This is a genomic window from Bradyrhizobium sp. JYMT SZCCT0428, assembly GCF_018131075.1.
Classification (GTDB): domain Bacteria; phylum Pseudomonadota; class Alphaproteobacteria; order Rhizobiales; family Xanthobacteraceae; genus Bradyrhizobium.
The window spans coordinates 103,088-123,117 of sequence record NZ_JAFCLS010000004.1; the positions used below are offsets into that span (position 1 = coordinate 103,088).

A 20,030-nucleotide genomic window follows, 5' to 3' on the forward strand; every position below is an offset into this window, starting at 1 on the left:
CTGATCGCGCCGTGCAGTTAAACGAGATCAACACCAATCAATGGTGGTGGGTCGCTGTAGCGGATGCCCTTGGCGCCCGAGCCGCCCACCGGATTAATGATCTGATTCCACGCCGACGGCAGGTTCTGCGCCTGGTCGTTCTCAGCATCGGCGCGCTTGCTGTAAACCGTTCCGGTCCCCAGCCGGTCCAGCCGGTAGGCGTAAATCTCGTAGCCGAGCCCGGGGCCGCTGAGCGGATAGCACTGCACCATCACATCACTTGGGGTGCTGTTTTGATCGTCCCGGTGCTTTCCATACCGTATTTTCCACACCACACTGATGACGGCCGCGCTCAACGTTTCCACGACCCACAGCAATCCCGGAGGCGCAATGTCGGCAGGCAGTCCCGGATCGCTCGTGGAGCCGAACAAAAACGTGGCCGGCAGCACGCGGCGCGCACCCTGCTCGGCCCGCGACAGGCTCTTCTCCAGTCCGTCCTGCCCCGGCATGATGGCGAAAGCCATTGCGATCACCGACCCTTGCGATGCCGTAGTCCGGATGAACTGCCCGGCACTGGCCGACACCTTGTAGGCAAAGGTCGGAAAACCGCCGGGACCGGTCGCGTAGGGCGTGCTCCAGCTCCTGAGGAATTCTGCCGCGTCATCGATCACGCTGATTCCAACCGCCGTTGCACCAACTTGAGTGGCTTCTCTTTTCAACAGCACCACGATCACGTCGAGACCAAGCTTCACATTGACGATGTTCTGAAACGGATCGAGCCGATACGGCGGATTGATCTCGCTGTCGCCGTAGCCCTTGTCGGGCAGGTCGGTCTGATCGATCAGATAGCCGTTGTTGAGCCTGGTCGACGTGCGCTGCCAGTGCTCGAAGTAGTTTGGCTGCGCGCTTTTTTGCAGGCGATAATCATCAAAGCCAAATTCGCCGGGGATCTCGACGTCGAGATACTGATCGTCATCCTTGGTGCCAGGCGTCTTCTGGTAGCCGCGGATGATGCCGCCGTCCTCGTAGTTCGGATCGTCGTCATAGGGCGTGTCGTAATGCTTGACGCGGCGAACCGCGCCACTGTGTCGGCGACGCGAATTGTCCGCCGAGTTGTCAAAGCGCCGCCTGATCACCTGGTCATCGTCGCGCACCGAGATCGCATCGTTGACATCGAGCTCGAAAAACACGTCCGGGTTTTCGGGAAAGGTGACCTCGATGGTGCTCCGCTTGCGCGACGGATTCGGATCGTTGCCGTTGTCATCGAGATACCATTTCAGCTTGGTCTTGGTCTTCTGGTAGTCGGGGCCGCTGCCCTCCTCCGTGGTCATGCTGTCGATCCGCTCGACGTCGATATAGGTGCCGGGCACCTTCTCGACCGAGCCGTCGCTTTTCTTTCTCTTGCCGGGGATCCGCTTGACGTGGCGCTCGCGCCCGTCCGGCGCGGCCTCGGGCTCCACCTCGACCTCCTTCGCCTTTTTCTCCATGTAGCCGGTCATCGAGTAGGAATAGGAATAGGACAGCGTCTTGATGCCGCCGCCGCCGTCGCCGACCTTGAGCACCACATTGTCCGGCGCCACGGCGTCCGATTTGACGATGCGGCGCGGATAGCTGACGTCGACCGCCTGGAACGGTCGGATCAGCGCGTTGAGATCGGCCATTTTGTCTTCAGGCCTTACATCGCCGCGGTGCGGCCGGTCTCGACCAGCTTGACGCCGTTGCCCACGAACTCGATCGAGAACGTCTTGGCATTCACGGTGCCGCTCGCCAGCACGCCCGCCGAAACGAAGTTGGCGCCAAAGGTGATGTTGTAGCTGGAAGTGCCGACGGTCGTGACAATCAACGTCACACGGGCACCCTCCGGCGCGCTCACCGCATCCAGCGTGATATCCGTGGTCGGCGTCACCGAAAACACCTCGGCCAGGTCCGGGTCGAGCGCGACGGTGCCGAAGGTATCGAGCGCCAGCACGGCGTTGCGCGATTGCACCGGGCTGAGGTTGCCGGCGAAATCGGAGATCGACCGCTCGGCAATTTCGTCCAGCGCATCACCGACATTGTCCGCTGCCAGCGCGCTGGCGCTGGAGGGCGAATAGTCGATCTCGGTCGCCTCGAAGGCCACCCCGCCGACCGCGCTGGCGATCAGTGCTTCCAACTCCTCCAGCGCTTCGGCGACCGTGTCCGATGTCAGGTCGCTCTCGCTGGAGGGATCGAATGCGACATGGATCGCGTTGAGGAAGCGCCAGCCGATGTCGAAATTGGTGCCCGACAGCTTGAGCAGCAGCTGGCCGAGTTCGCCGCCCTCCGGCAGCGCGTTGCCGGGATTGGGCAACAGCTCGAAATAATAGTCATGGCCGAGCCCGTCATTGGCGCCGGCGACGAATTCGGCGGCCGCGGTATGCGGCCAGATCACCAGCCAGAGCGAGCCGTTGAACGGGAACACGTCGTATTTCGCGAGCACCGCGCCCCCGGCATAGATGCGCGGGTTGTAGCGCGGAACCGGAATCGTCACCGACTTGGAGGTGTCGTTCGCCAATTCGAACGTCAGCTGGTCGCCGGCCGCGGTGATGTCCTCGATCGGAAATTCGGTCTCGGCGTCCTCGATCGCGAGCAGGCGCTCGTCGAAATTGTCGATATTCGCGTCGAACTCGGCGGCGTTGAGCGGGCGATCGAGATCGCCCCGGCGCGTCAGGTCAGCCATCTGGGTTTCCTTTGGAGATTTTCTATCGAACGCGACGATCAGATGCTGGGCGCATAGGTGCCCGTGTCGCCGCCCTGGATGAGTTCCTTCTGCACCTTGTTCATGTAGCCGGTCATCGAATAGGAGTAGGAAAACTGCAACGTCTTGATGCCGCCGCCGCCATCGCCGACCTTGAGCACGACATTTTCGGGCGGCGTGCTGTCGACCTTGACGATGCGGCGCGGATAGCTGACGTCGACCGACTGGAACGGGCGGACGATGTTTTCAAAGCCCATCAGACACCCCCGAGATCGTTCTGCGCCAGAACCCGCAGCGGGCCGGCGGTGATATCGAAGGAATATTCGAAGGAGAGATCGGCGACCGGCTTGAGCTCCAGCTCGTACCATTTGCGCGACCCTTCCAGCGCGGCCTTGGCAAAGGCCGCCTCTTGCTCCTTGGAGGCGGCGAGCCCGAACACATCAGCGTTCGACGCGCCGCCCGCGCCGGCGGCCCTCATGCGCTCCATGATCTCTTCCTCCGTCTCCACGGAGGTCAGCGTCTCGCTGCGCACCACCACCTGGTCATAGGTCAGCGGAAAGCTCAGCCCGTCATCATTGACGCCGTCGACCGGCAGCGAATAGACGCAGTCGGCGCCGGCCAGCACCAGCTTCCGCCCCGTGAACAGCTGCACCTCCGGCCCCAGCACGTCGGCATCGACGTAGCTCGGCGTGCCCTCGACCGCCACGACCGAGCCGCCGAGGCCGATCGCGCCCTTGGCGGTGATGCTGCTTGAGAATTTGCCGCCGTCGGCGATGATCTTGACGTTGACGACCTTGCCGGCCGCCTCGCCGCCCGGCAGCCGCCGCGCATCATGCGCGCGCACGGTGTGGCGCAGGGTGACGCCGAGTGCGCGGGAAAACGAGGTCGGCGAAAAGCTGATCTCCGCCGGCCGCGCCTTGGACAACAGATGGGCGCGGGCGACGCAGATGCGGCCGGCGACGCTCTGCAGGCCGCGGTCGATCGGAAAATACGAACGCCGGGACAAGTCGCCGATCGGCGGCTCGCTCTCGCCGGGCAGCGGCTGGCCGACATCGGCGCCGGTGAACGTCAGGGTCTCGATGTCGTCGGTGCCGTCATCGTCGGACAGGATGGCCTGCGATTCCAGCGCCAGCGTGAACATCAAATGCTCGGTGCGCTCCCGCGCCGCGTCATATTGCAGCTCAAGCTCGGTCTGGACATGCCAGGTCAACACGGAGGTGCCGCTACTCTGTGCCTGAAGCGAGGGGGCCTGCCCGGTATCCGGATCACCGAACGTGGCCTTGCTGCTCTCGCTCAGGCTGATCAGGTTCGGCCAAGGAAACGCTGGCCCGTCCAGCGTCACGTCGACCGACAATGCGTCGCCGTTGGCATGGACCTTGTCGCGGTTCTTGAAGTGGAACTCGTGGTGCGGCACCGTGGCGGTGAGCACGCCGTTTCGATCGACCGCGCGGGACGATTTGACGCTCCACCCCGCCCCGAGCGAGGCGCCCGGTTTCGGCCAGCCATCGTAGAGCCCCTGCCCGGTCACGCTGATGAACTCGTTGCGGCCGATATCGATCGCGCCCGCCGCCCGCTGCGTATAGGTCACGGTGGCGTCGACCTTGACCGCGCGCGGCGGCGGATCGCCGAGCGTAAAGGACAGCGTGTCGCCGACGATCTCGCTCTCCGCAAAGCTCAGCTCGCCGGCCTCGCCATTGATGTAGTCGCTGATCGAGACGGCGCCGGTGACCGGATCGAAATGCCAGCTCGCCGAATAGCCCTCGAGCACGGTGTCGGGATCGTCGACATAGGACGGATCGATGAAAACCTTGTCGTAGTACGGCAGCACCTTGAGCGCGTTCGCCGCCGCCTGCTTGAGCGCCAGATAGTCCAGCGGCTTGGCGTAGAATTTCACCGTGACGATCGCGCCGAACATCTTCGAGGGCAGCGCCAGCACGCGACCGAAGAATTTCGGCACGATGCCCTCATCGCTGTCGAACGCGATCCATGCCCAGCGCTCGCGACCCGGCGCCAGCCACCAGTCCGAGCCCGGATTGATCATGTCGAGCGTCGCGACCGGGATCTTGCCTTCCTCCAGGTCGATCTCGAGCTTGAGAATGTATTCGTCGTAGCGGACGTGCTCGGCCTCGAAACTGGTCTCGTCCGGCCCGACCCAGGCGAAATAGACCGGGCCGCCGCCGGCGTGCTCGATCGCAACCGGCATCAGACTTCCTCCAGTTCGAGCGACCAGGAGGTGATCGAATTCCACTCGTCGCGCGTCACCGTCCAGCCCAGGTTCATCACGGTGAAGGTCTGCTGCGCGGTGGCGCCGAGGTCCGGCAGGCAGATCAGGGTCGCCTTGTCGCCCTTGCGAAACGCGATCCGGCCGTCGCCATGGGCGGCAAAGCCGGGCGATTCCATGTCCTCGCAGGACAGCGAGAACTTGTATTTTTGCGCCGCGGTGATGCCGTCGAGCAGGTTGATCAGGTTGTAGTTGACATCGCGGACGATGTCGGCGGCCTCGTCGATCTCCGACATCTGCATCGAAATGCCGCGCGCGGAAAATTCGGCGAGCGTAAAGCCGCCGCCGGTGCGGGTCAGGCCCAGCAGTGTGGAATCGGACAATGCCATTTGTGATTAACCCCTGCTCGATCCGCGCGACGGCGTCCGGCTCGATCGCAGCCGGTCGAACAGCGCTTCCTTTTCCAGCTCCTGCACCCGCTGCGGGCTCGCGTGCAGGCCGCTGACGATCCTGGCGTTCTCGCCGGAGCCGAACTGCAGCGTGACCGGCCGCAACGGAGCGGGCGGATTGACGATGCCGCCGCCGGCATAGGACAGCCGCGGCGACTCAAACGACAGCTGCCGCGACATCGAGTCGACCAGGCCGCCGAACGAGAAGCCGCGCGGCACGAACCCGAAATTCGCCAGCGCTTGTCTCAGATCGCCGCCCGCCGCGCGCAGCATTTCCATCAGCGCCAGCACGCCGGGCTGCCGCACCACATGCGCGGGCTGGACGTACTCGCCCTTGTGAACGATGCCGGCCGGCTCGTAGACGCCGCCGGACCCGGTGTAACCGCCGCCGGCAAAGCCGCCGAGATCTTCGCCGCCGCCGCTGCCCGAGTTGACCGAGGCGATCGCCGCCGCCAGCGCCTGCGCGCCCGAGGTTGCCTGCGACAATTTTCCGATCACGCCATCGAGCGACGAGGCGACGCTCGACAGCCCCGAGGCGCCGCTGGAGCCGACCCCGTCGAACGCCGAACCGAGCCCGCGCGCGCTCGACGAAGCGCCGTCGACCGCCGGCGCAATCGCCTGCACGCTGGACGCCGTGGCCTGCGCCTGGCTCGCTGCCGAGGAGCCGCCGGACTGCAGCGCCGCGAACGCCGCGTTGAGGCGCGGCGTCAGGTCGTCCGAACTCTGGCCGAGGTTCTGAATGCCTTGCTGGACGCTAGAAAGGTCCTCGGTCGCCTTGTCCGAGCCCTTCAATTCGAACGGCGGCGTAGCTCGAATCGTGTCGGCGATTGCTTTTTCCAGACCGTCGAAGATGCTCTTGCTCTCGTCGGCGGAGGCCTTGGCATCCTGCGGAATTTTCTGAAAGACGCCTTTTGAGACTTCGCGGAAGCCGTTGAACGAGCCGTCGGCGGCGTTTTTGAAGCCGCCGGCGACGCCATCGGCTGCGGTCTTGCCGCCCTCCTGAATCTTGGACCAGATGCCCGGCGCGATCTCGCGAAAACCGTTAAAGGACTTATCGGCGGAACTCTTGAAGCCGCCAGCGATCTTGTCGGCGGCCGCGTTGAACGGCGGCGCGATGCCGTCGGCGACCTGCTTGCTGTTGGCGCCGGTCTCGCCCAGCACGGCCTTGATCTGGTCGAGCGCCGCCTTCCAGCTGTCGGCAAACCCCTTCGTGGCGCCGCCGCTGGCATCCTTGGCCTTATCAGAGCTCGAATGCAGCGCCTCCATCTGCTTGTTGTATTCCTCGGCGCTGATCTTGCCGTCGCGGAACTGGCTGTTGAGCGCCTTGACCATGTTCTCGAACTCCTCCAGCGGGCCGAGGCCCTTGGTCAAATCGTTGGCGATCAGGCCGGCCGAGCCCAGCGCCGCCAGTATCGGGGTGATCGCGATCAGGATCGTTGCCAGCGTGCGGATTTGGCCGATCAGGCCGCCGACCGCGGCGCTGACCGCGAGCGCGCCGGCGCCGAGGATCGTCCAGGTCAGCACGCCCTGATTCTTCAGGCTGCTCCAGACGCCGTCGAACGCCGCGCCGAAACTGGTGATCGCCTTGTCGAAGTCGCCGGCCAAGAGGTTGCTAAAGCCCTGCGTCACCTGTTCCCACGACTTGCCGAGATCGGGAAACTGCCGCGCCAGGATGATCGCGCTGGCCGCGATCGCGAGGAAACTGGCGCCGAGCGGCAGCAGCGCCAGCGCGACGATGCGCCCCACCCCGGCCAAAAGCGTGAACGCGCCGAACAGCTGCGCCAGCACTGCGACCAGCAGCAACCCCTCGGCGTTGACATTGGTACCGAAGATCGCATTGAAGATCGCAGCCAGCCCGGAGGCCGCCAGCGCGATGCCGGAGATCAGCCGCGTGATCGAGGTGAACACGGTGCTGCCCTCGCCGCCGAAGATCTTGCCGAGCGAATCCTTGACCGAGGCGAACGCATCGAGTGCCGCGCTCTTAAACAGCGCCCAGGCGCCGCTGAAATTGCCGCGCGCCAGCTGCGAGAACGCCGCCAGGAAACCCGCACTCTCGCTCCGCACCGCGCCGATCGCGGCCGAGCCGGCCCCGCGGAATTCCGCCCAGAACGCCCGCACCGCGAGCGCGCCGGCGAGCAGCAGCGGCCCGATCGAACCGATCGAGGACAGCAAGGCGCCGAACGCCGCCACCACAGGCGAGAACACCGCGCGCAACGCGCCGAAGGCGCCGGTCACCAGCCCGATCACCGCGACGATCGCCACAAAGCGGCCGGAGATGTCGGTGCCGAACGCGGAGTTGATCTGCGCGGCGATGCCGTTGAACGCGGCGATCAGCGCCAGCCCGGCCGGGATCAGCACGCTGCTCCAGACCTGCGCGAGATCGCGGCTGACATCGCGGAGGAAGCCGATCGCCTGCGCTAGCCCGCTCTCGCCCTTCTGGTTGAGGAATTCCTGAAACTTGTCGAGGTCGAGATCCCTGAAGAAATCGAACTGGCCGCTCGCCAGCAATTTCTGCTTGGCCTCGTCGACCGCGATGAAGCCGAACAACAGCTTGCGGGCGTCGTCGATCAGCTTGGTCAGCCATTCGGCGCGCGCGCTCTGCCCGGCCGCGAACAAAAGCCCGATCTTGTCCTTCAGGAAAGTGAACGCCGCCGACAATTCGCCCAGCGAATCCTTCAGCCGCTTGCCGGCGGCGATCTCCCCGTCGGAGAAGCTGCGCAGCGAGCCGTCGCTGTCGCCAAGCGTTTGCGGCAGCTGCTTGATGAACTCGAGCGCCTTGCGCCACTCGTCGCCGAACAGGCGCGCGGCGATCGCCGCCTTGCCGGCGCTTTCCGGAATCTTGTCGAGCTGCATCGCGAGCAGCTGCAGCCGCTGTTCCGGCGTCAGCTTGGACAAAAGGTCTGCGCTGATGCCGAGCTGCGACAGCGCCTCCGCCGCGCCGCGCGCGCCCTGGCGGATGCTGTCGCTGCTCTTGGCCAGATCGAGCGCCGACTTCGACACGCCGTTGAAGATCGTGACCGTGGCGTCGCCGAACTTCTGGATCAGGTCGATCGAGGAGCCCGCGGTGCGGCCGAACGCATCCGCCGAGCGCTGCGCGACCGCAAGGCCGCCGGCGATCTGCTCCAGCGAGGAGCCGGTCGCGGCGAGCCGGCCGGCGGTATCGGTCGGGATCACCTGGCTGAGGCTGCCGGCGGCCTGCGTCGCCGCCTTGTCGATATTGCCCAGAATCCGGTTGAGGCCTTCGACCGAGATACCGGCATCGTCGGCGCCCTGTTTCAGCGCCTGATAGGTCTGCACCGTCAGCCCGACCTTGCTCGCCGCTGAATCCAGCGCCGAGGTGGTCTCCGCGGCCGATGAGGCGATCGACGAGATCACCGCGCTCACTGCCACCGCCAGCCCGGCGATGCCGGCCACCGTCTTGCCGGCGAACGACAACAGGTCGGAGCCGAAGCTCTGCACCTGCCCCGAGGCCTGGCCCGCGGCCTGCGAGGCGCCCGCAAGTTGCCCCTGCACGGTCTCCAGCCGAGACGCGTCAATCCGGCCGAGCTGGTCGGCGACCCGTTGAACGCCTTCGAGCAGCTTGTTGAACTCTTCGGCGAACCCGACGACCTGCTGGCGCACGTCGTCGCCGCCGTCGAGCGAAATCCGGTTCGAGATATTGGCGGTCGCCATCTATTGATCTTTCAGTTTGGCGGCGTAGCGCGACGGCAGCGCGGCGGCGGCAGCTGCCACCGCTTCATCGACATTCAACCGCTTGCGCAGCGTCACCCGCTCGATCCCGACAAACAGCGGCGGCCCGCGCTTCTTGGCGGCAAACAGCATCGGCCGCCGCCCCGGCAGGTTGACCGACACCAGTGCCCCGACCGACTGCGCATAACGCGCTGGCGTCCACTTGCCGCCGGAGGTGCCCGGCAGATTGGCCTCGATCGGCAGCCACAGCAGCGGACTGCCGTCGATCGTCCCGCCGGTCTGGAAGATCGCCGAATAACGAATCTTGTTGAAGATCAGCGCCGCCGGACTGAGCGAGGCGCCGGCGGACGGATAGGCGTTGGCCCGCATCGCGTTCTGCACCTTGGCGGAGAAGCCAGCCGCCGCGATGCTGGCGCGGGCCGCCGTCTTGGCCGCGAGCGCGGTCTCGCCCATCGCCGCCGTCGCCGCCCTCGCCATCTGGTCGAGGTTGGCGCGGTAGGCCTTGGGGAAATCGCCCTTCCGAAACCGCAGGTTCGCCATCAGGTCAGCTTCTCCACTTGCGCCATGGCCTTTTGCGGATCGTGTGCCGCCAGCGTCGCGATCGCCAGCGCCTCGGCGCTCGCGGCGCGCTGGCGGGCCTCCGCCGGCTGGACCGCAAACATGATCTCGCGCGGCGTCATCGCGAGCACCGCTTCGCGCGAATAGCCCGAGCCGATCAGAAAATCGGCGGCGTCGACTAGGGCCTCACCTGGACCTTGACGCCCTTGCGCTCCTTCTTCGGCGCGGCGGCCGCGTCCTCCTCGGCGCCCTCTTTCCCCTGCAGGGTGAGGACGAGCTCGACGAAAGGGCCGATGCCGCCTGGCGCGGTCAGCTTGAACACCGATTTGAACAGCACGGCGAGTTCGCCGAGCGACAGGTTGGCAAAGGATTTTTCCATCGCCGCGTCGCCGGGCTGCCCGGCGCCGGCCACGGCGAACGCCACCATCGCCTCTTTGGAGACCGCGGCCTTCTGGACGTCGAACTGACGCTTGGCCATCATCGCGGCGACGTCGGGAAAGCGAAAGAACAATTGACCGAGTTCGCCGATGTCGATGCCGCGCAGCTTGATCTTCTTGCCGCGGATGGTGACGGTCTCGGTCAGGGGTACGAAATGCAACAAATCGTTGTTCATGGAGCCATTTCCTTGGTTTGAAAAAAAAAGAGCCGTTCACTCAGCAGGAAGCGGCGGCCCCGCATTGCTGCCGAGACCGTCGCCCCATTGCGCAAAGCGGTGGCTCAAGCCTCTTCGCGAATGGCCCAGGTGCCGAAATCGCCGTCGGAATCTTCCTGCACGGTCGCCTCGACAGCGATCACGCTCCAGTCGTCATTGTCCTTGATCAGCGAGAAATCGCCGGACGGAATGAACGAGACGTCGCCGGACCAGTCGACTTGCGAGCCGGTGTCGTTGTCGCCGATGACCTCGAGGAAGCCCTCGAACTGGGTCTGCGACAACCCCTTGATGATGAAGCTGCCGTCCGACTGCTCCTCGCGAAAGCCGAGCGCGAAATATTCGAGGTTCGCGGCGGTGATCTCGTCGAGCGTGAACTTGGCGGTGGCGCCGACCTGGGTGATGATCTTCTTGTCGACGGTGCGTTTGCCGCCGGAGTTCTTGGTGTGCTCCTTGGTGGTCACTTCCGCCGAGATGGTGAAGTTGACGATGTTGCCAAGCGAGCGCCGCACGCCGACATCGGCGCCACTCGACGGCGTAAAAAACCCGGTACCGGTCGGGATCGAATAGTTCTTGTCGCTCGGGGACGAGGCCATTTGTCATGCTCCAGTGATGAGCCGCGAACATGCGGCAGGGTTGCGACGCATCGCGATGAAGCGTCTCGAAAACGCAGGGTTTACTGTTCGGATGTGTCTTGACGCGCTACAGCGCTTTGGGATCGAGCATCACGGCGATGCGGAAACGGATCGCCATCCGGCCTTCCATCAGCATCGCGAACGCCAGATCGCTATCCATGCCGGCGTAGCGGATCGAACGCTTGTTGACCGTGAGCGCCAGCAATTCGGTATCAGTCATCACCGCCTTGATCAGGCGGCCCCGGATCATGTTCAAGTCGGCGCCGACATCGCGGGTGCGCGCGCTGCAGGCGATCAACAGTTGCGGGATCATCACTACGATGCCCTTGTCGGCGGCGTGGCGGCTGCCGAATTCCTCGTTGACTTCCTCGGCGCCCTCGAGCAGCGAGATCCGCCTGGCATCGACGTCATCGGCCAGAGGGGCATTGCGCTCCGCGCTCTCGACGTCCTCGATGTCCTTGGCAATTGCCAGCAAGCGGACCATCACCGCCTCGCGTTTGTCACTCATCGTTGCGCTCCTGCAGGAACAGATACAGCTCGCCCTTGCCGCCCGGCACCGGTTTCGGTCGCGTCGACTCGACGTTCCAGGATGCGCTATTGAACGTCAGCCGGCCGTTTTTCATCTTGCCGCGGTCGAGGTTTTTCGCGACCAGTTCACTGACCCGGACGCACGCCGCCGGCCGCGAGCTCTGCAACGCCACCGGCCCCTCAGGGATCTCGACGCCCGAGGTCTTGTCGATCACGGTCAGGTCGGCGCGCGCCCCTTCCCGCGACAGAAATTCCGCCGGCACACCGATCCCGTCATAAATCGGGTCGAGCATCTCCGCGTCGAAATCAGGCGCGCTCATTGCGGAACCCCGCAGGTCACATGCGACCATAGCGACTTGGTGTTGCCCTGGTTGGTCACGACAACAGCCTGAAGCACGTACTTGACCCCGTCGACCAGGCCTGCGATGCGCTGCGAGGACACCGTGCCGGAGTTGCTGGAACTGCCCGAGACCCGGCTCGCCGCATCTTCGTCCTGCACTTCGGAATCGTCGGCGACCGTGCAATGCCAGGCCGCCGACGCGATGGTCTCGCCGGCGGCGCAGTCCCGGACGAAGTCGAGCGAATAGATTTCGGACTCGCCCTCATCGGAGGGCGAGAAATCGCGGCCCACATACATCGGCTCTAATCCAGGCTTCGTTGACGGCGCCGGCGGGCGGCCAGGCTACGCACGCGAATGTCACTCGAAAGCTGGCGCGAGCGCAGGAAGCGGTTCTTGAGCGTCAGCAAAGGATCGGGTACCAGCGGCGCCGCTGGCTCACCGCCGCTGCCACCGAAATAGCGCCGGCCGAAATAGCGGGCGGCGAAATAGCGGCCGAACATTAGGTAGCATCCAGCGTGACGGCGGAACGATTGCCGTCGGCGTCGACGGTCGCGACCACGCGATCCTTAGCGTCGTCGAGTGCACGGTATCGCGCCGTCGTGGTCGCCAACCCATTGGCCTTGCCGAGCAGCACAGCGGCCACCAGCGTCACTATCTCGGCAAAGGTCTTACCGTCGATCGTGCCAGGAATCAGGTCCGTCTTCGCCTTGACCAGGGCGATCGCGGCCAGCGTCGCGTCATCGGCGCTGGCGAGCGCGGTTGTCAGCTCGGCATTGGTCGGCACGTCGCCGATCAAAGTGGCAAGCGAGCTCGTCGCTGCGATGATCAGGCTTTGGTCCGCCGGATCGCTCGGCAGGTTCGCCGTCTTGGCATCGATCGCCACCACATAGCCGCCGATCGACGTGATCCCGGCATTGTCCGGCGCGGTATAGCTCCCAGAGGCCAGCCGGGTGGAGGTCGCCACATCGATCCGGCCGGTGATCGTGGTGGTAAGCCCAACGTCCGCCAGCGCGGTGTCCACCTCGGTATTAACCTGCGCAGCCGACAGGTTGTTGAGCGCCCCGATCGCCGTCAGAACCGCGTCATCGGCCGTCCCGAGCGCCGTGGCGAGTTCGGCATTGGTCGGCAGGTCATTGACGCTAGTCTGCGTCGCGGCGGTCTTGGCGGCGTCGTAGGCCGCCGTGAGCGTCATTTCGGAGCCGACGGCCGCCGGGCTCGCCGGAATTAGATCCGTCTTGGCCTTGACCAATGCGACCTGCGCCAGCACGGGATCATCCGCGCTCGCAAGCGCCGTCGCCAGTTCGGCATTCGTCGGCACGTCGTCGACGCTGGTCTGCAGGGTTGCCACAGCCACAGCCGTCGCCAGCCCGCTCTGCAGCTCGGTGGTGAGATCAGAGGCCGCCGCGGCCGCTGTCATCACGTTCGCGGCCATCGCGCCGGTGCTCGAGTCCATCCGCCCGGAGACCAATGCTGCAGGCAGGCGGCTTTGAATGTCGACGGTGTCGGTCTCGACGTCGGTCGCCGTCTTGATCGTGGTGCCACTCAAGCCGACGACGGTAGTCGGCGAGCCGACGTTCGCCCAATCGACCCCGGCCTCTCCGCCGGCGGAGACGTCCAGCTTGCGCCCGGCCGTCGTCGGTCGGAGCGCGCCGGACAACTCTATACCGAATTGGCCGATCACCTTGGCGACTGTGACACTGTCGACCGTTTCATCCGGCGTGAGCACCAGCGTGTAAACTGCGCCCGTGACCCAGAAGCCGCCGTCGCCGGTATCGTTCGAGGTGTCGATCGTGACGCAGTGCAGGCCCGTGACCGAGTCGAAGGGACTCGTCATGGTGACGCCGTTGGTGGTCGCCTTCTGCGCGCCGTTGCCGTTCTTGTAGATGACGACGTCGGCGGCCTCGAACGCTGAGTTCGGCGCGACCGGCGCGCCGGTGCTGGCGTGCGTCGTGAACATGCAGACGACGCTGGCGAAGTCTTCTGTAAAATCACCTAGCCACATTATGCTGCCACCAGGCTGTCGTTGTTGATTTGAATGGCGCGGCCACCGCCGCCGACCGAAGGCGCGTTGATCGTGATGCCCGAATTGTGACCGAGGTCGAACGAATTATCGGCGACGAAGGTTGCGCCACCCGAGCAGGTGATATCCCGGAGCGCAGCCCAGGTGATCGTCGGCGCGTTGGCCGCCACCGAGAGCGTGCCGGCGGCGCTATCCACGCTCGATCGCAGGAAAATCTCAGAGCCGGAACTGCCGTTCACATTGAGCGTCGTGACAGCCACCGTCGTCGCCTGGGAGACCGCGACGTTGTTGGGCCCGGCGATGTTAAGCGCCCCGATCGTGCATGCGGTGTTGAACAGGAACGCCCCGCCGGTCGCGTTGGCCGCGATGGTCACGTTGTTGTAGGTGAGATTCCCGGTCAGGTTTCTGGACGTCAGCGTCGATGCCGAGAACAGCAGCGTCGAGCCGTTGGCGTTGAAGGTCAACCCAGTCGTCGTAAGCGCGTTCCAGACGGTCCCGGTGCCCGTGAGCGTCCAGGTGCCGTCACCCATGTTCAGCGTGCGGGTGGCGCTACCAGTCAAACTGAACGATTGCAGGGTGACGTTGACGTCGTTGGCGGCGAAATCGAGCGTGCCGGTGAACGCGCCCATCGTGATCGATGTAAAATTCACGGGCGCCGTGACCGTAACCGTGCCGCCGCCAGAATTTCCGTCAAAGGTCAGCGTATCGCCGGAGCCGGGATAGGAGGCCCCGCCAGCACCGTTCGACGTGGCAGCTATGTGCGTGGTTGTGCTGCCGTCGAGATTGCCCGTTCCGCCAACCCAGAAGCGCGCTGCCATCTAATTCCCCCGATAGTGCGCGCGCACCCAGGCGAGCCGCTGCGCCTCGGCATCCCAGGGATCGACCTTGCCGTGGAACATCACGATCCGCGCGTTGTCGGGCAGCCCGCCGAGGGCCTTGATGTCATTGCGGTAGGAGTAGACGCCGTCGGCCTGCGACCATTTCTTTTCGTGCGGCCCGAGCCTGGCGCCAATCCAGGCCTGGTCGCTGCCGAAATATCCGAGCGCCCGCCCCTTCGCCGGCGAGGTCTGCGGATCGAAATCTTCCCACACCTGGCGCCGGGATCCCGCGCGCATCATGAACATCGAGCCGTTGTAGGGCGTCTTCGGCGAGGTATCGCCCCAGATCACGAAATCTTCGTCGCGGTCCCAGACCGGCGACAGATCCCCGGTAACAACGCAGTCCAGATCGAGCGAGACGAAGCGCGGACCGAACAGGGCTGCAGCCTGCAACGAAAACGCCTTCAGCCGCCGGTAGCAACTCGGCTGGTGAGCGCCATGAGGCGACGGCACCGCCGCGTAATCGTCCCACAGCGGAATGATCTCGACATCGCCGGCGATCCCGGCAGCGTCATCCGTCACGCAGATGAATCGGTGCGGCTTCTGGTAATACCGCCGCACCATCGCGCGCAGCGTGTTGACAGTCTCGGGACCGAACGCCGAGCGATAGCCCGTCTTCGGCTTCCATTTCCAGCAGACGATGCTGAGCATGTTCAGGCGACCCGCGAATAGGGAAACGACAACCGCTTCGGTGACCATGCGGCATCCGCCTTGCGGCGCCGCATGAGCGCAGCGATGCCGGCGCGGTCCTCGGGCTGTTTGCGCAGGTATCGCGTGGTCGAGGCATCCGGGATGACCTCACGCGGATAGCGGATCAGCACCTCTTTCAGCATGACGATTTCCCGCGCCGTTGGTACCAGCGCATCGCGGAACAGCGCGTCGGTGCCGTAGAGCCCCGCGAAGCTTTCGTCGTAACCGCCGGCGCGCTCGAACAGCTTTCGCGTCAGGAACCAGGAATTCGGATGCGGCTTGTAGGGCGCCATGTCCGGCGCCGAAACCCGCGCCAGCCGATAGGCCACGTCGCGATCGTATTGGCGCAGCAACAGCGGCTGCCATGTTGCCTCGGGCACGACATGATCCATATCGGTCAGCAACAGCCACTCGGTCTCGGCGTGATGCACACCGATATTGCGCGCGGCGTCCTGATTCCAGCGGACATCGACGCCGATCCGCCAGATCTGTAAGGAACAGCCGATATCCTCCGGCACAGCCGGATGATCCGGCGAACCGTCGTCGACGATGACGACATGCAGCAGATCGCGCAGCTTTGCCGGCAACCTGCGGATGCTCGCGAACTGTTCGCGCAGCATGCCCGGGTTTTCGTAATAGGCCATCACCAGCGTGGTCGGTGTCATGCTTGCCTCTTGACCCAAAGAGCGAAGATCAGCCCGGCCACCACGCCGGCAGCCGCGACGATGACGCCAGCCGCGTGGAAGCCGTACAGCGCCAGCACCAGGCCGACGAACAACCCAAGCGCCGCGGGAATTCCAAACGCCGCCGCCGCGGCGAGGAAGACAACCATTTCGCCGAATCCGTCCATCAGGCTGCGATCCTCGCGAAATCAGACGACGGGACTTTGCGAAAGCATTCGATCGCGCTGTCGCCGACGACGGCGACATCGATGCCGACGGCGGCGCATTGCCGGGCTGCCTGTGCAAACTGTTTCGACCACTCGGCATATTTGCCGTTCTTGGTCGCGCCCTTCTCCGACCATGGATAAGGCGGATACCAATAAACCTCGCCATTCGCGCCGCGCTTCATGTCTAAGCCGAACAGCAGGACTTTTTCCGGCCGCATCTGATAGGCCAGATTGAAGGCACAGAGGCCGGAATTGGTGCCGTTGAGCACGCCGGGCTGATCGGAAAATTCAGCCGACGTATGGTCGCACTCGAACGATCGCAGCCACGGCCATTTGTGCGGCAGCTTTTGCAGCGCCGAGCGGCGGATATGCGCCGGCTTTTGCATCCGATGCAGATCGTCGTAGCGGTACTCGGTCCACAGCCGGTCCATCGACACCACGATGTCGAACCGCGGCAGATGGATCGCGGAATCGTTGATCGCGATGATCCTGCCCGGGATCCGCTCGCGGTCGACCTGGCTGACCGACCAGCCGCCGCCGACGACGCTGATGATGTCACTTCGCATGAAACACCAGGCGGTTGAACTTGCGCGAGGCCTTGGCGCAGCCGACCTCGTAGAACCTCGACTGGAGCTCCACGCGCCACTCCGGCCTGTCGGCGCGGACGTCGAGAATCAGCACCGTCCGCGAGGTACAGCAGCGATAGACGAAGGCCAGATACTCAGACGGGCCGTAGTGAAAACACCACGAACCGAGACTGATCACGATATCCATCGGACGCGCCGCGACCGGCGGCAGCGCGACATAGCTCCATTGATGGACGCCGTTCCTGGTCAGGAAGTCGCCGGCCACCTTCATGCTGTTGAAGGTTCGGCGGTGAAGCGTCATCTCGGGCGGATCGTCAACACCATCGAGCAGATGGACGTCGATGCCGCCATAGTGCCGATCGAGCAGCACGTCGATGCCGCCGAGCCCGCTGCCGACGTCAAGCACATGGCGGCCAGCCAGCACCGGCGGCAGATACGGAACGAGGCTGTCGTAATCATCGCCCTGCGCCTGCTCATAGGCAGCGTGCCAGGCGGCGCGATCATCCTTGAGATGATCGAGCGAGCCCTTCTGCAGCTTCAGATAGGCGAAATGGCTGTCGTCGACGATAAGGTTCATTTGAACAGGCTCACCCGCAATTCGCGCTCGCCCTTGCCCTGAACAACGATCTTGCCGAACGGCATCGCCTTCAGCTTGGCGATCCAGAACTCGGCTCCCTCGACGATTAGATGTGCGTTGCGACCATCTGGCAGCACGGCATTGGCCGGCCGCGTCGCGATCACGAGATAGAGCGCCCTGCCCGCCAGCACGGCGAGATGATCGAGCACGGCGTCGATCCGGTCCGGCTCGATATGCTCCAGCACGTCGGTGCAGACCACGAGCTCGCATGGTTTCGGCATGCCATCCTTACCGGCAATGGCGGGGTCGTATTCGCTGACCCGGATCGGGGCCAGTGCCTTGGCGAGTTCGCCGCGGCCACAGCCATAGTCGAGGATGGTCGAGGGCCTCACCTCCTCGATCAGACCGCGCACGGCTTCGGCATGCTTGTGGCCGTCCGCGCCCCAGCGCTGCCGCTGGTGCATGGCGGTTAACGTGGCGCGGTAGTGCGGCGAAACCAGATTGTCGATCACGTAGCGATAGGCGCCGGCGTGACGGCGGAACATGCCGATGTGGCCCAGATCGAGCGCGTGCACGCCCTTCTCCGCTAGCCGTGCCGCCAGCACGGTCGCGGTAACCCCGAGGCACATCAGGACTGGACCTGCCGGCTGCTGCAGGATCTCGGCCTCGATCCGATCGATCTCGGCATAAGCATTGATGCGCGGCCCGCGCACGACGTTGATCTTGGCCGCCGACGCACAGCGCTCCGTCGTCAGCGACTTTTCATCGCCAGTGACCAGCGTGATTTCTTTGCCCTTCCACAGCTGCTCGACCTTGTCCCAATAATCGGGCCGGTCGATCCAGGGCGCGGAATCCGGCCGCGTGATGAAGGAGGAGCCGTAAACGACATGCGCCACGCCGTTGTAGAGCGACGTAAATTTTGAATCGGCATAACGCGCCCAGCTATCTGCCTTGGGCGTTGCCGAATGAACATTGGGGATGCAGACAATGCAGCCAGTCGGCGGCATCTGCAGCATCGCCTTCAGTTCCGCGATCAGCCGCGGCGAATTCTCGCGCTGGCTAATGCAGTTGCCGCCGATCGCCAACCGCAGCTCGCCGTCGCCGAACCGCGCCAGGCTGAAGCCTTCGCGTGCCGCGTCGATCGTCTCGTCCTCGGAAATAACTCGCGGATAGGGAGGCATCAGTCCTCAATCACTTTGGTCTTCGAAGGGTCGCCATTGCTGATCTGGTTGAGCATGTCGTTGACTTCAGAGGTCGCGGCCTTGAACGCGCCCCCGACATGCGAACTGACGCTCTCGACAGCCGTAATCGCTTCATCATGGTCCTTCTGCAGTTCGATCGCCGCCTTCTCAGCTGCCGCATCGACAGACTGCATCAGGGATTCGGTCAGGTTCTTCAGCCGCAGCAATCCTCGCGCCATGGTGGCTTGCTCTTTCTTGGGTGAGAGTTCAGCAATCGCATCTTTGAGATGACGGTCCAGCGCGGCGGACGTGCCCAGGTCCGCCGTCACGTAGGGCGCGCCTCGATGTGCTCCAGCCGCGCGAGCAGCGTCTGAAAATCGTCGCGCAGCTTTGAAAGTCCATCATACAATTCGGCAAAGTTCGCGTTGGCCTGACGAACAACGCCGCTCATTCCTCTCGGATTCCGTGCGCTGATCTTAAGCGTTTTGGTCTTCTCCATCACAGAACATCCTCCAGCGAGACGATCGGCCAGAACGGAACGGCGCTGCCGGGACTGGCGTTGAGCAGTTCGACCCCGAGCTGCTTTAACGGTGCAACCAGTGTGGCGAGTTCGGCGGCCTGTGCTTTCCAGCAATCAGGCCTTACCGGCCAGCGATGCGGCGTGTGGTGATGCGAGAGACCTTTGGCATCACGCGCTCCATCGAGGCCGAGGGCTATGATGCGGCGGCAACCGAGATGCACCGCGAGATTGATCGCCGCGACGTAGCTGGTGCGCTTGAACACGACGCGGGTCGGAACCACGGCGAGCCCTGGCGGGTTCTGCCGCTCGAGCGTGAGTAGCGGGCGGCCGGCGCTCTTGAGCTCGCAGGGCGAACGGCGGCAGGTAACGATCCGACCGCCAAACTCGCCGAGCTTGCCCCTGTTGTCGATCCACCAGCGCAAATCGCCAAACAGTAGGATGTCGGCAAACGGCACCAGCACGAAGCTCGAATTGATCGCGAGGACGCGCCGGGCGCGCAGCTGCTCGACATCCTGGCAAAGGACCGACGGACCGCCGCCGACAATGAAGGCGGTCTCGCCCTCCCATTCGCGGGTGACGTGCCACCACAGCGACGGATCAGGTCGCGTTAGCACCGGCGCCGGCGCCCGCCTCGACATGGTCGGCATCGGTGACTTCGCGCATCTTGCGCTTGGCGGCACCCGACGCAATCATCGCGAGCGCCTCGTCGTCGGAAATGCCGAGATCGGCGGTGTCGAATTCGGCGCCGGGCGCGACCATCGTGGTCTGATGACGGCCGCGATCCTTCGAATTCTTCGGGTCTGGGGCGCGCAACGTCTTGCGGCCTTGCACGGTATTGGCTGCGATCAGCTTCATTTGAAACAGTCCTTGTGAAAACAAAACAGGGAAAGGGATCAGCAACGCCTGACCGGGCCGGAGGCTTC

General features: G+C 64.5%; 26 protein-coding genes. All 26 read right to left on the bottom strand.

Features of this window, described 5'->3' with window-relative positions; genetic code table 11:
* Positions 1–17: 17 nt before the first annotated feature.
* The 26 genes from JQ575_RS05365 to JQ575_RS05490 all read right to left on the bottom strand — a co-directional run bounded on the left by JQ575_RS05365 (position 18) and on the right by JQ575_RS05490 (position 19,962).
* A complete protein-coding gene (locus JQ575_RS05365; protein WP_212032208.1) occupies positions 18–1,640 on the bottom strand; it encodes a hypothetical protein in 1,623 nt (540 codons plus the stop codon).
* Between the two features lie 14 nt (positions 1,641–1,654).
* Positions 1,655–2,677 carry a hypothetical protein gene (locus tag JQ575_RS05370; RefSeq protein WP_212032209.1) on the bottom strand — a complete coding sequence of 341 codons (1,023 nt, stop codon included), beginning with the start codon at positions 2,675–2,677 and terminating at the stop codon, positions 1,655–1,657.
* Positions 2,678–2,715: 38 nt separating this feature from the next.
* Positions 2,716–2,952 (bottom strand): hypothetical protein, encoded by a 237-nt coding sequence (locus JQ575_RS05375; RefSeq protein WP_212032210.1) that lies wholly within the window; start codon positions 2,950–2,952, stop codon positions 2,716–2,718.
* A complete protein-coding gene (locus tag JQ575_RS05380; RefSeq protein WP_212032211.1) occupies positions 2,952–4,898 on the bottom strand; it encodes a hypothetical protein in 1,947 nt (648 codons plus the stop codon). Before JQ575_RS05380 ends, JQ575_RS05375 begins: the two co-directional genes overlap by 1 nt.
* Positions 4,898–5,305: a hypothetical protein gene (locus JQ575_RS05385; protein ID WP_212032212.1), complete on the bottom strand. Its 408-nt coding sequence runs from the start codon at positions 5,303–5,305 to the stop codon at positions 4,898–4,900. The genes JQ575_RS05380 and JQ575_RS05385 overlap by 1 nt, the downstream gene beginning before the upstream one ends.
* A gap of 6 nt (positions 5,306–5,311) precedes the next feature.
* On the bottom strand, positions 5,312–9,037 hold the full coding sequence (locus tag JQ575_RS05390; RefSeq protein WP_212032213.1) for a hypothetical protein: 3,726 nt from the start codon (positions 9,035–9,037) through the stop codon (positions 5,312–5,314).
* The gene (locus tag JQ575_RS05395; protein ID WP_212032214.1) at positions 9,038–9,595 is read right to left on the bottom strand and encodes a DUF6441 family protein; all 558 of its coding nucleotides are present in this window, start codon (positions 9,593–9,595) and stop codon (positions 9,038–9,040) included. It abuts the gene before it with no gap.
* Entirely contained in the window at positions 9,595–9,735 is a 141-nt protein-coding gene (locus JQ575_RS05400) for a hypothetical protein (RefSeq protein WP_212032215.1), read from the bottom strand. Before JQ575_RS05400 ends, JQ575_RS05395 begins: the two co-directional genes overlap by 1 nt.
* A gap of 56 nt (positions 9,736–9,791) precedes the next feature.
* Entirely contained in the window at positions 9,792–10,226 is a 435-nt protein-coding gene (locus JQ575_RS05405) for a hypothetical protein (protein ID WP_212032216.1), read from the bottom strand.
* Positions 10,227–10,330: 104 nt separating this feature from the next.
* A complete protein-coding gene (locus JQ575_RS05410; protein WP_212032217.1) occupies positions 10,331–10,858 on the bottom strand; it encodes a hypothetical protein in 528 nt (175 codons plus the stop codon).
* 106 nt (positions 10,859–10,964) lie between these two features.
* Positions 10,965–11,405, bottom strand: a complete 441-nt coding sequence (locus JQ575_RS05415) for a hypothetical protein (protein WP_212032218.1) — start codon at positions 11,403–11,405, stop codon at positions 10,965–10,967.
* Positions 11,398–11,745, bottom strand: coding sequence for a hypothetical protein (locus JQ575_RS05420; RefSeq protein ID WP_212032219.1), 348 nt, complete (start codon positions 11,743–11,745; stop codon positions 11,398–11,400). The genes JQ575_RS05415 and JQ575_RS05420 overlap by 8 nt, the downstream gene beginning before the upstream one ends.
* A complete protein-coding gene (locus JQ575_RS05425) occupies positions 11,742–12,062 on the bottom strand; it encodes a hypothetical protein (protein WP_212032220.1) in 321 nt (106 codons plus the stop codon). The genes JQ575_RS05420 and JQ575_RS05425 overlap by 4 nt, the downstream gene beginning before the upstream one ends.
* 5 nt (positions 12,063–12,067) lie before the next feature.
* Complete coding sequence (locus JQ575_RS05430; RefSeq protein ID WP_212032221.1) at positions 12,068–12,265, bottom strand: hypothetical protein; 198 nt, start codon at positions 12,263–12,265, stop codon at positions 12,068–12,070.
* Positions 12,265–13,767: a hypothetical protein gene (locus tag JQ575_RS05435; RefSeq protein ID WP_212032222.1), complete on the bottom strand. Its 1,503-nt coding sequence runs from the start codon at positions 13,765–13,767 to the stop codon at positions 12,265–12,267. Before JQ575_RS05435 ends, JQ575_RS05430 begins: the two co-directional genes overlap by 1 nt.
* Entirely contained in the window at positions 13,767–14,603 is an 837-nt protein-coding gene (locus JQ575_RS05440) for a hypothetical protein (protein ID WP_212032223.1), read from the bottom strand. Before JQ575_RS05440 ends, JQ575_RS05435 begins: the two co-directional genes overlap by 1 nt.
* Positions 14,604–15,362 (bottom strand): hypothetical protein, encoded by a 759-nt coding sequence (locus tag JQ575_RS05445; RefSeq protein ID WP_212032224.1) that lies wholly within the window; start codon positions 15,360–15,362, stop codon positions 14,604–14,606. It lies immediately after the preceding gene.
* A complete protein-coding gene (locus JQ575_RS05450; protein ID WP_212032225.1) occupies positions 15,317–16,018 on the bottom strand; it encodes a glycosyltransferase in 702 nt (233 codons plus the stop codon). Before JQ575_RS05450 ends, JQ575_RS05445 begins: the two co-directional genes overlap by 46 nt.
* Positions 16,015–16,203, bottom strand: coding sequence for a hypothetical protein (locus JQ575_RS05455; protein ID WP_212032226.1), 189 nt, complete (start codon positions 16,201–16,203; stop codon positions 16,015–16,017). Before JQ575_RS05455 ends, JQ575_RS05450 begins: the two co-directional genes overlap by 4 nt.
* Entirely contained in the window at positions 16,203–16,808 is a 606-nt protein-coding gene (locus JQ575_RS05460) for a hypothetical protein (protein ID WP_212032227.1), read from the bottom strand. The genes JQ575_RS05455 and JQ575_RS05460 overlap by 1 nt, the downstream gene beginning before the upstream one ends.
* Positions 16,798–17,406 carry a hypothetical protein gene (locus JQ575_RS05465; protein ID WP_212032228.1) on the bottom strand — a complete coding sequence of 203 codons (609 nt, stop codon included), beginning with the start codon at positions 17,404–17,406 and terminating at the stop codon, positions 16,798–16,800. Before JQ575_RS05465 ends, JQ575_RS05460 begins: the two co-directional genes overlap by 11 nt.
* The gene (locus JQ575_RS05470) at positions 17,403–18,587 is read right to left on the bottom strand and encodes a GT-D fold domain-containing glycosyltransferase (RefSeq protein WP_212032229.1); all 1,185 of its coding nucleotides are present in this window, start codon (positions 18,585–18,587) and stop codon (positions 17,403–17,405) included. The genes JQ575_RS05465 and JQ575_RS05470 overlap by 4 nt, the downstream gene beginning before the upstream one ends.
* On the bottom strand, positions 18,587–18,916 hold the full coding sequence (locus JQ575_RS05475) for a hypothetical protein (protein ID WP_212032230.1): 330 nt from the start codon (positions 18,914–18,916) through the stop codon (positions 18,587–18,589). The genes JQ575_RS05470 and JQ575_RS05475 overlap by 1 nt, the downstream gene beginning before the upstream one ends.
* Complete coding sequence (locus JQ575_RS05480; RefSeq protein ID WP_212032231.1) at positions 18,913–19,089, bottom strand: hypothetical protein; 177 nt, start codon at positions 19,087–19,089, stop codon at positions 18,913–18,915. Before JQ575_RS05480 ends, JQ575_RS05475 begins: the two co-directional genes overlap by 4 nt.
* Complete coding sequence (locus tag JQ575_RS05485; RefSeq protein ID WP_212032232.1) at positions 19,086–19,754, bottom strand: hypothetical protein; 669 nt, start codon at positions 19,752–19,754, stop codon at positions 19,086–19,088. Before JQ575_RS05485 ends, JQ575_RS05480 begins: the two co-directional genes overlap by 4 nt.
* Complete coding sequence (locus JQ575_RS05490) at positions 19,705–19,962, bottom strand: hypothetical protein (RefSeq protein ID WP_212032233.1); 258 nt, start codon at positions 19,960–19,962, stop codon at positions 19,705–19,707. The genes JQ575_RS05485 and JQ575_RS05490 overlap by 50 nt, the downstream gene beginning before the upstream one ends.
* Positions 19,963–20,030 lie beyond the last annotated feature (68 nt).

Bases quoted from the DNA above. Each gene is read 5' to 3' on its own strand.
- JQ575_RS05365 (WP_212032208.1), bottom strand. From the start codon at position 1,640: ATGGCCGATCTCAACGCGCTGATCCGACCGTTCCAGGCGGTCGACGTC.
- JQ575_RS05370 (WP_212032209.1), bottom strand. From the start codon at position 2,677: ATGGCTGACCTGACGCGCCGGGGCGATCTCGATCGCCCGCTCAACGCC.
- JQ575_RS05375 (WP_212032210.1), bottom strand. From the start codon at position 2,952: ATGGGCTTTGAAAACATCGTCCGCCCGTTCCAGTCGGTCGACGTCAGC.
- JQ575_RS05380 (WP_212032211.1), bottom strand. From the start codon at position 4,898: ATGCCGGTTGCGATCGAGCACGCCGGCGGCGGCCCGGTCTATTTCGCC.
- JQ575_RS05385 (WP_212032212.1), bottom strand. From the start codon at position 5,305: ATGGCATTGTCCGATTCCACACTGCTGGGCCTGACCCGCACCGGCGGC.
- JQ575_RS05390 (WP_212032213.1), bottom strand. From the start codon at position 9,037: ATGGCGACCGCCAATATCTCGAACCGGATTTCGCTCGACGGCGGCGAC.
- JQ575_RS05395 (WP_212032214.1), bottom strand. From the start codon at position 9,595: ATGGCGAACCTGCGGTTTCGGAAGGGCGATTTCCCCAAGGCCTACCGC.
- JQ575_RS05400 (WP_212032215.1), bottom strand. From the start codon at position 9,735: ATGACGCCGCGCGAGATCATGTTTGCGGTCCAGCCGGCGGAGGCCCGC.
- JQ575_RS05405 (WP_212032216.1), bottom strand. From the start codon at position 10,226: ATGAACAACGATTTGTTGCATTTCGTACCCCTGACCGAGACCGTCACC.
- JQ575_RS05410 (WP_212032217.1), bottom strand. From the start codon at position 10,858: ATGGCCTCGTCCCCGAGCGACAAGAACTATTCGATCCCGACCGGTACC.
- JQ575_RS05415 (WP_212032218.1), bottom strand. From the start codon at position 11,405: ATGAGTGACAAACGCGAGGCGGTGATGGTCCGCTTGCTGGCAATTGCC.
- JQ575_RS05420 (WP_212032219.1), bottom strand. From the start codon at position 11,745: ATGAGCGCGCCTGATTTCGACGCGGAGATGCTCGACCCGATTTATGAC.
- JQ575_RS05425 (WP_212032220.1), bottom strand. From the start codon at position 12,062: ATGTATGTGGGCCGCGATTTCTCGCCCTCCGATGAGGGCGAGTCCGAA.
- JQ575_RS05430 (WP_212032221.1), bottom strand. From the start codon at position 12,265: ATGTTCGGCCGCTATTTCGCCGCCCGCTATTTCGGCCGGCGCTATTTC.
- JQ575_RS05435 (WP_212032222.1), bottom strand. From the start codon at position 13,767: ATGTGGCTAGGTGATTTTACAGAAGACTTCGCCAGCGTCGTCTGCATG.
- JQ575_RS05440 (WP_212032223.1), bottom strand. From the start codon at position 14,603: ATGGCAGCGCGCTTCTGGGTTGGCGGAACGGGCAATCTCGACGGCAGC.
- JQ575_RS05445 (WP_212032224.1), bottom strand. From the start codon at position 15,362: ATGGTCACCGAAGCGGTTGTCGTTTCCCTATTCGCGGGTCGCCTGAAC.
- JQ575_RS05450 (WP_212032225.1), bottom strand. From the start codon at position 16,018: ATGACACCGACCACGCTGGTGATGGCCTATTACGAAAACCCGGGCATG.
- JQ575_RS05455 (WP_212032226.1), bottom strand. From the start codon at position 16,203: ATGGACGGATTCGGCGAAATGGTTGTCTTCCTCGCCGCGGCGGCGGCG.
- JQ575_RS05460 (WP_212032227.1), bottom strand. From the start codon at position 16,808: ATGCGAAGTGACATCATCAGCGTCGTCGGCGGCGGCTGGTCGGTCAGC.
- JQ575_RS05465 (WP_212032228.1), bottom strand. From the start codon at position 17,406: ATGAACCTTATCGTCGACGACAGCCATTTCGCCTATCTGAAGCTGCAG.
- JQ575_RS05470 (WP_212032229.1), bottom strand. From the start codon at position 18,587: ATGCCTCCCTATCCGCGAGTTATTTCCGAGGACGAGACGATCGACGCG.
- JQ575_RS05485 (WP_212032232.1), bottom strand. From the start codon at position 19,754: ATGCCGACCATGTCGAGGCGGGCGCCGGCGCCGGTGCTAACGCGACCT.
- JQ575_RS05490 (WP_212032233.1), bottom strand. From the start codon at position 19,962: ATGAAGCTGATCGCAGCCAATACCGTGCAAGGCCGCAAGACGTTGCGC.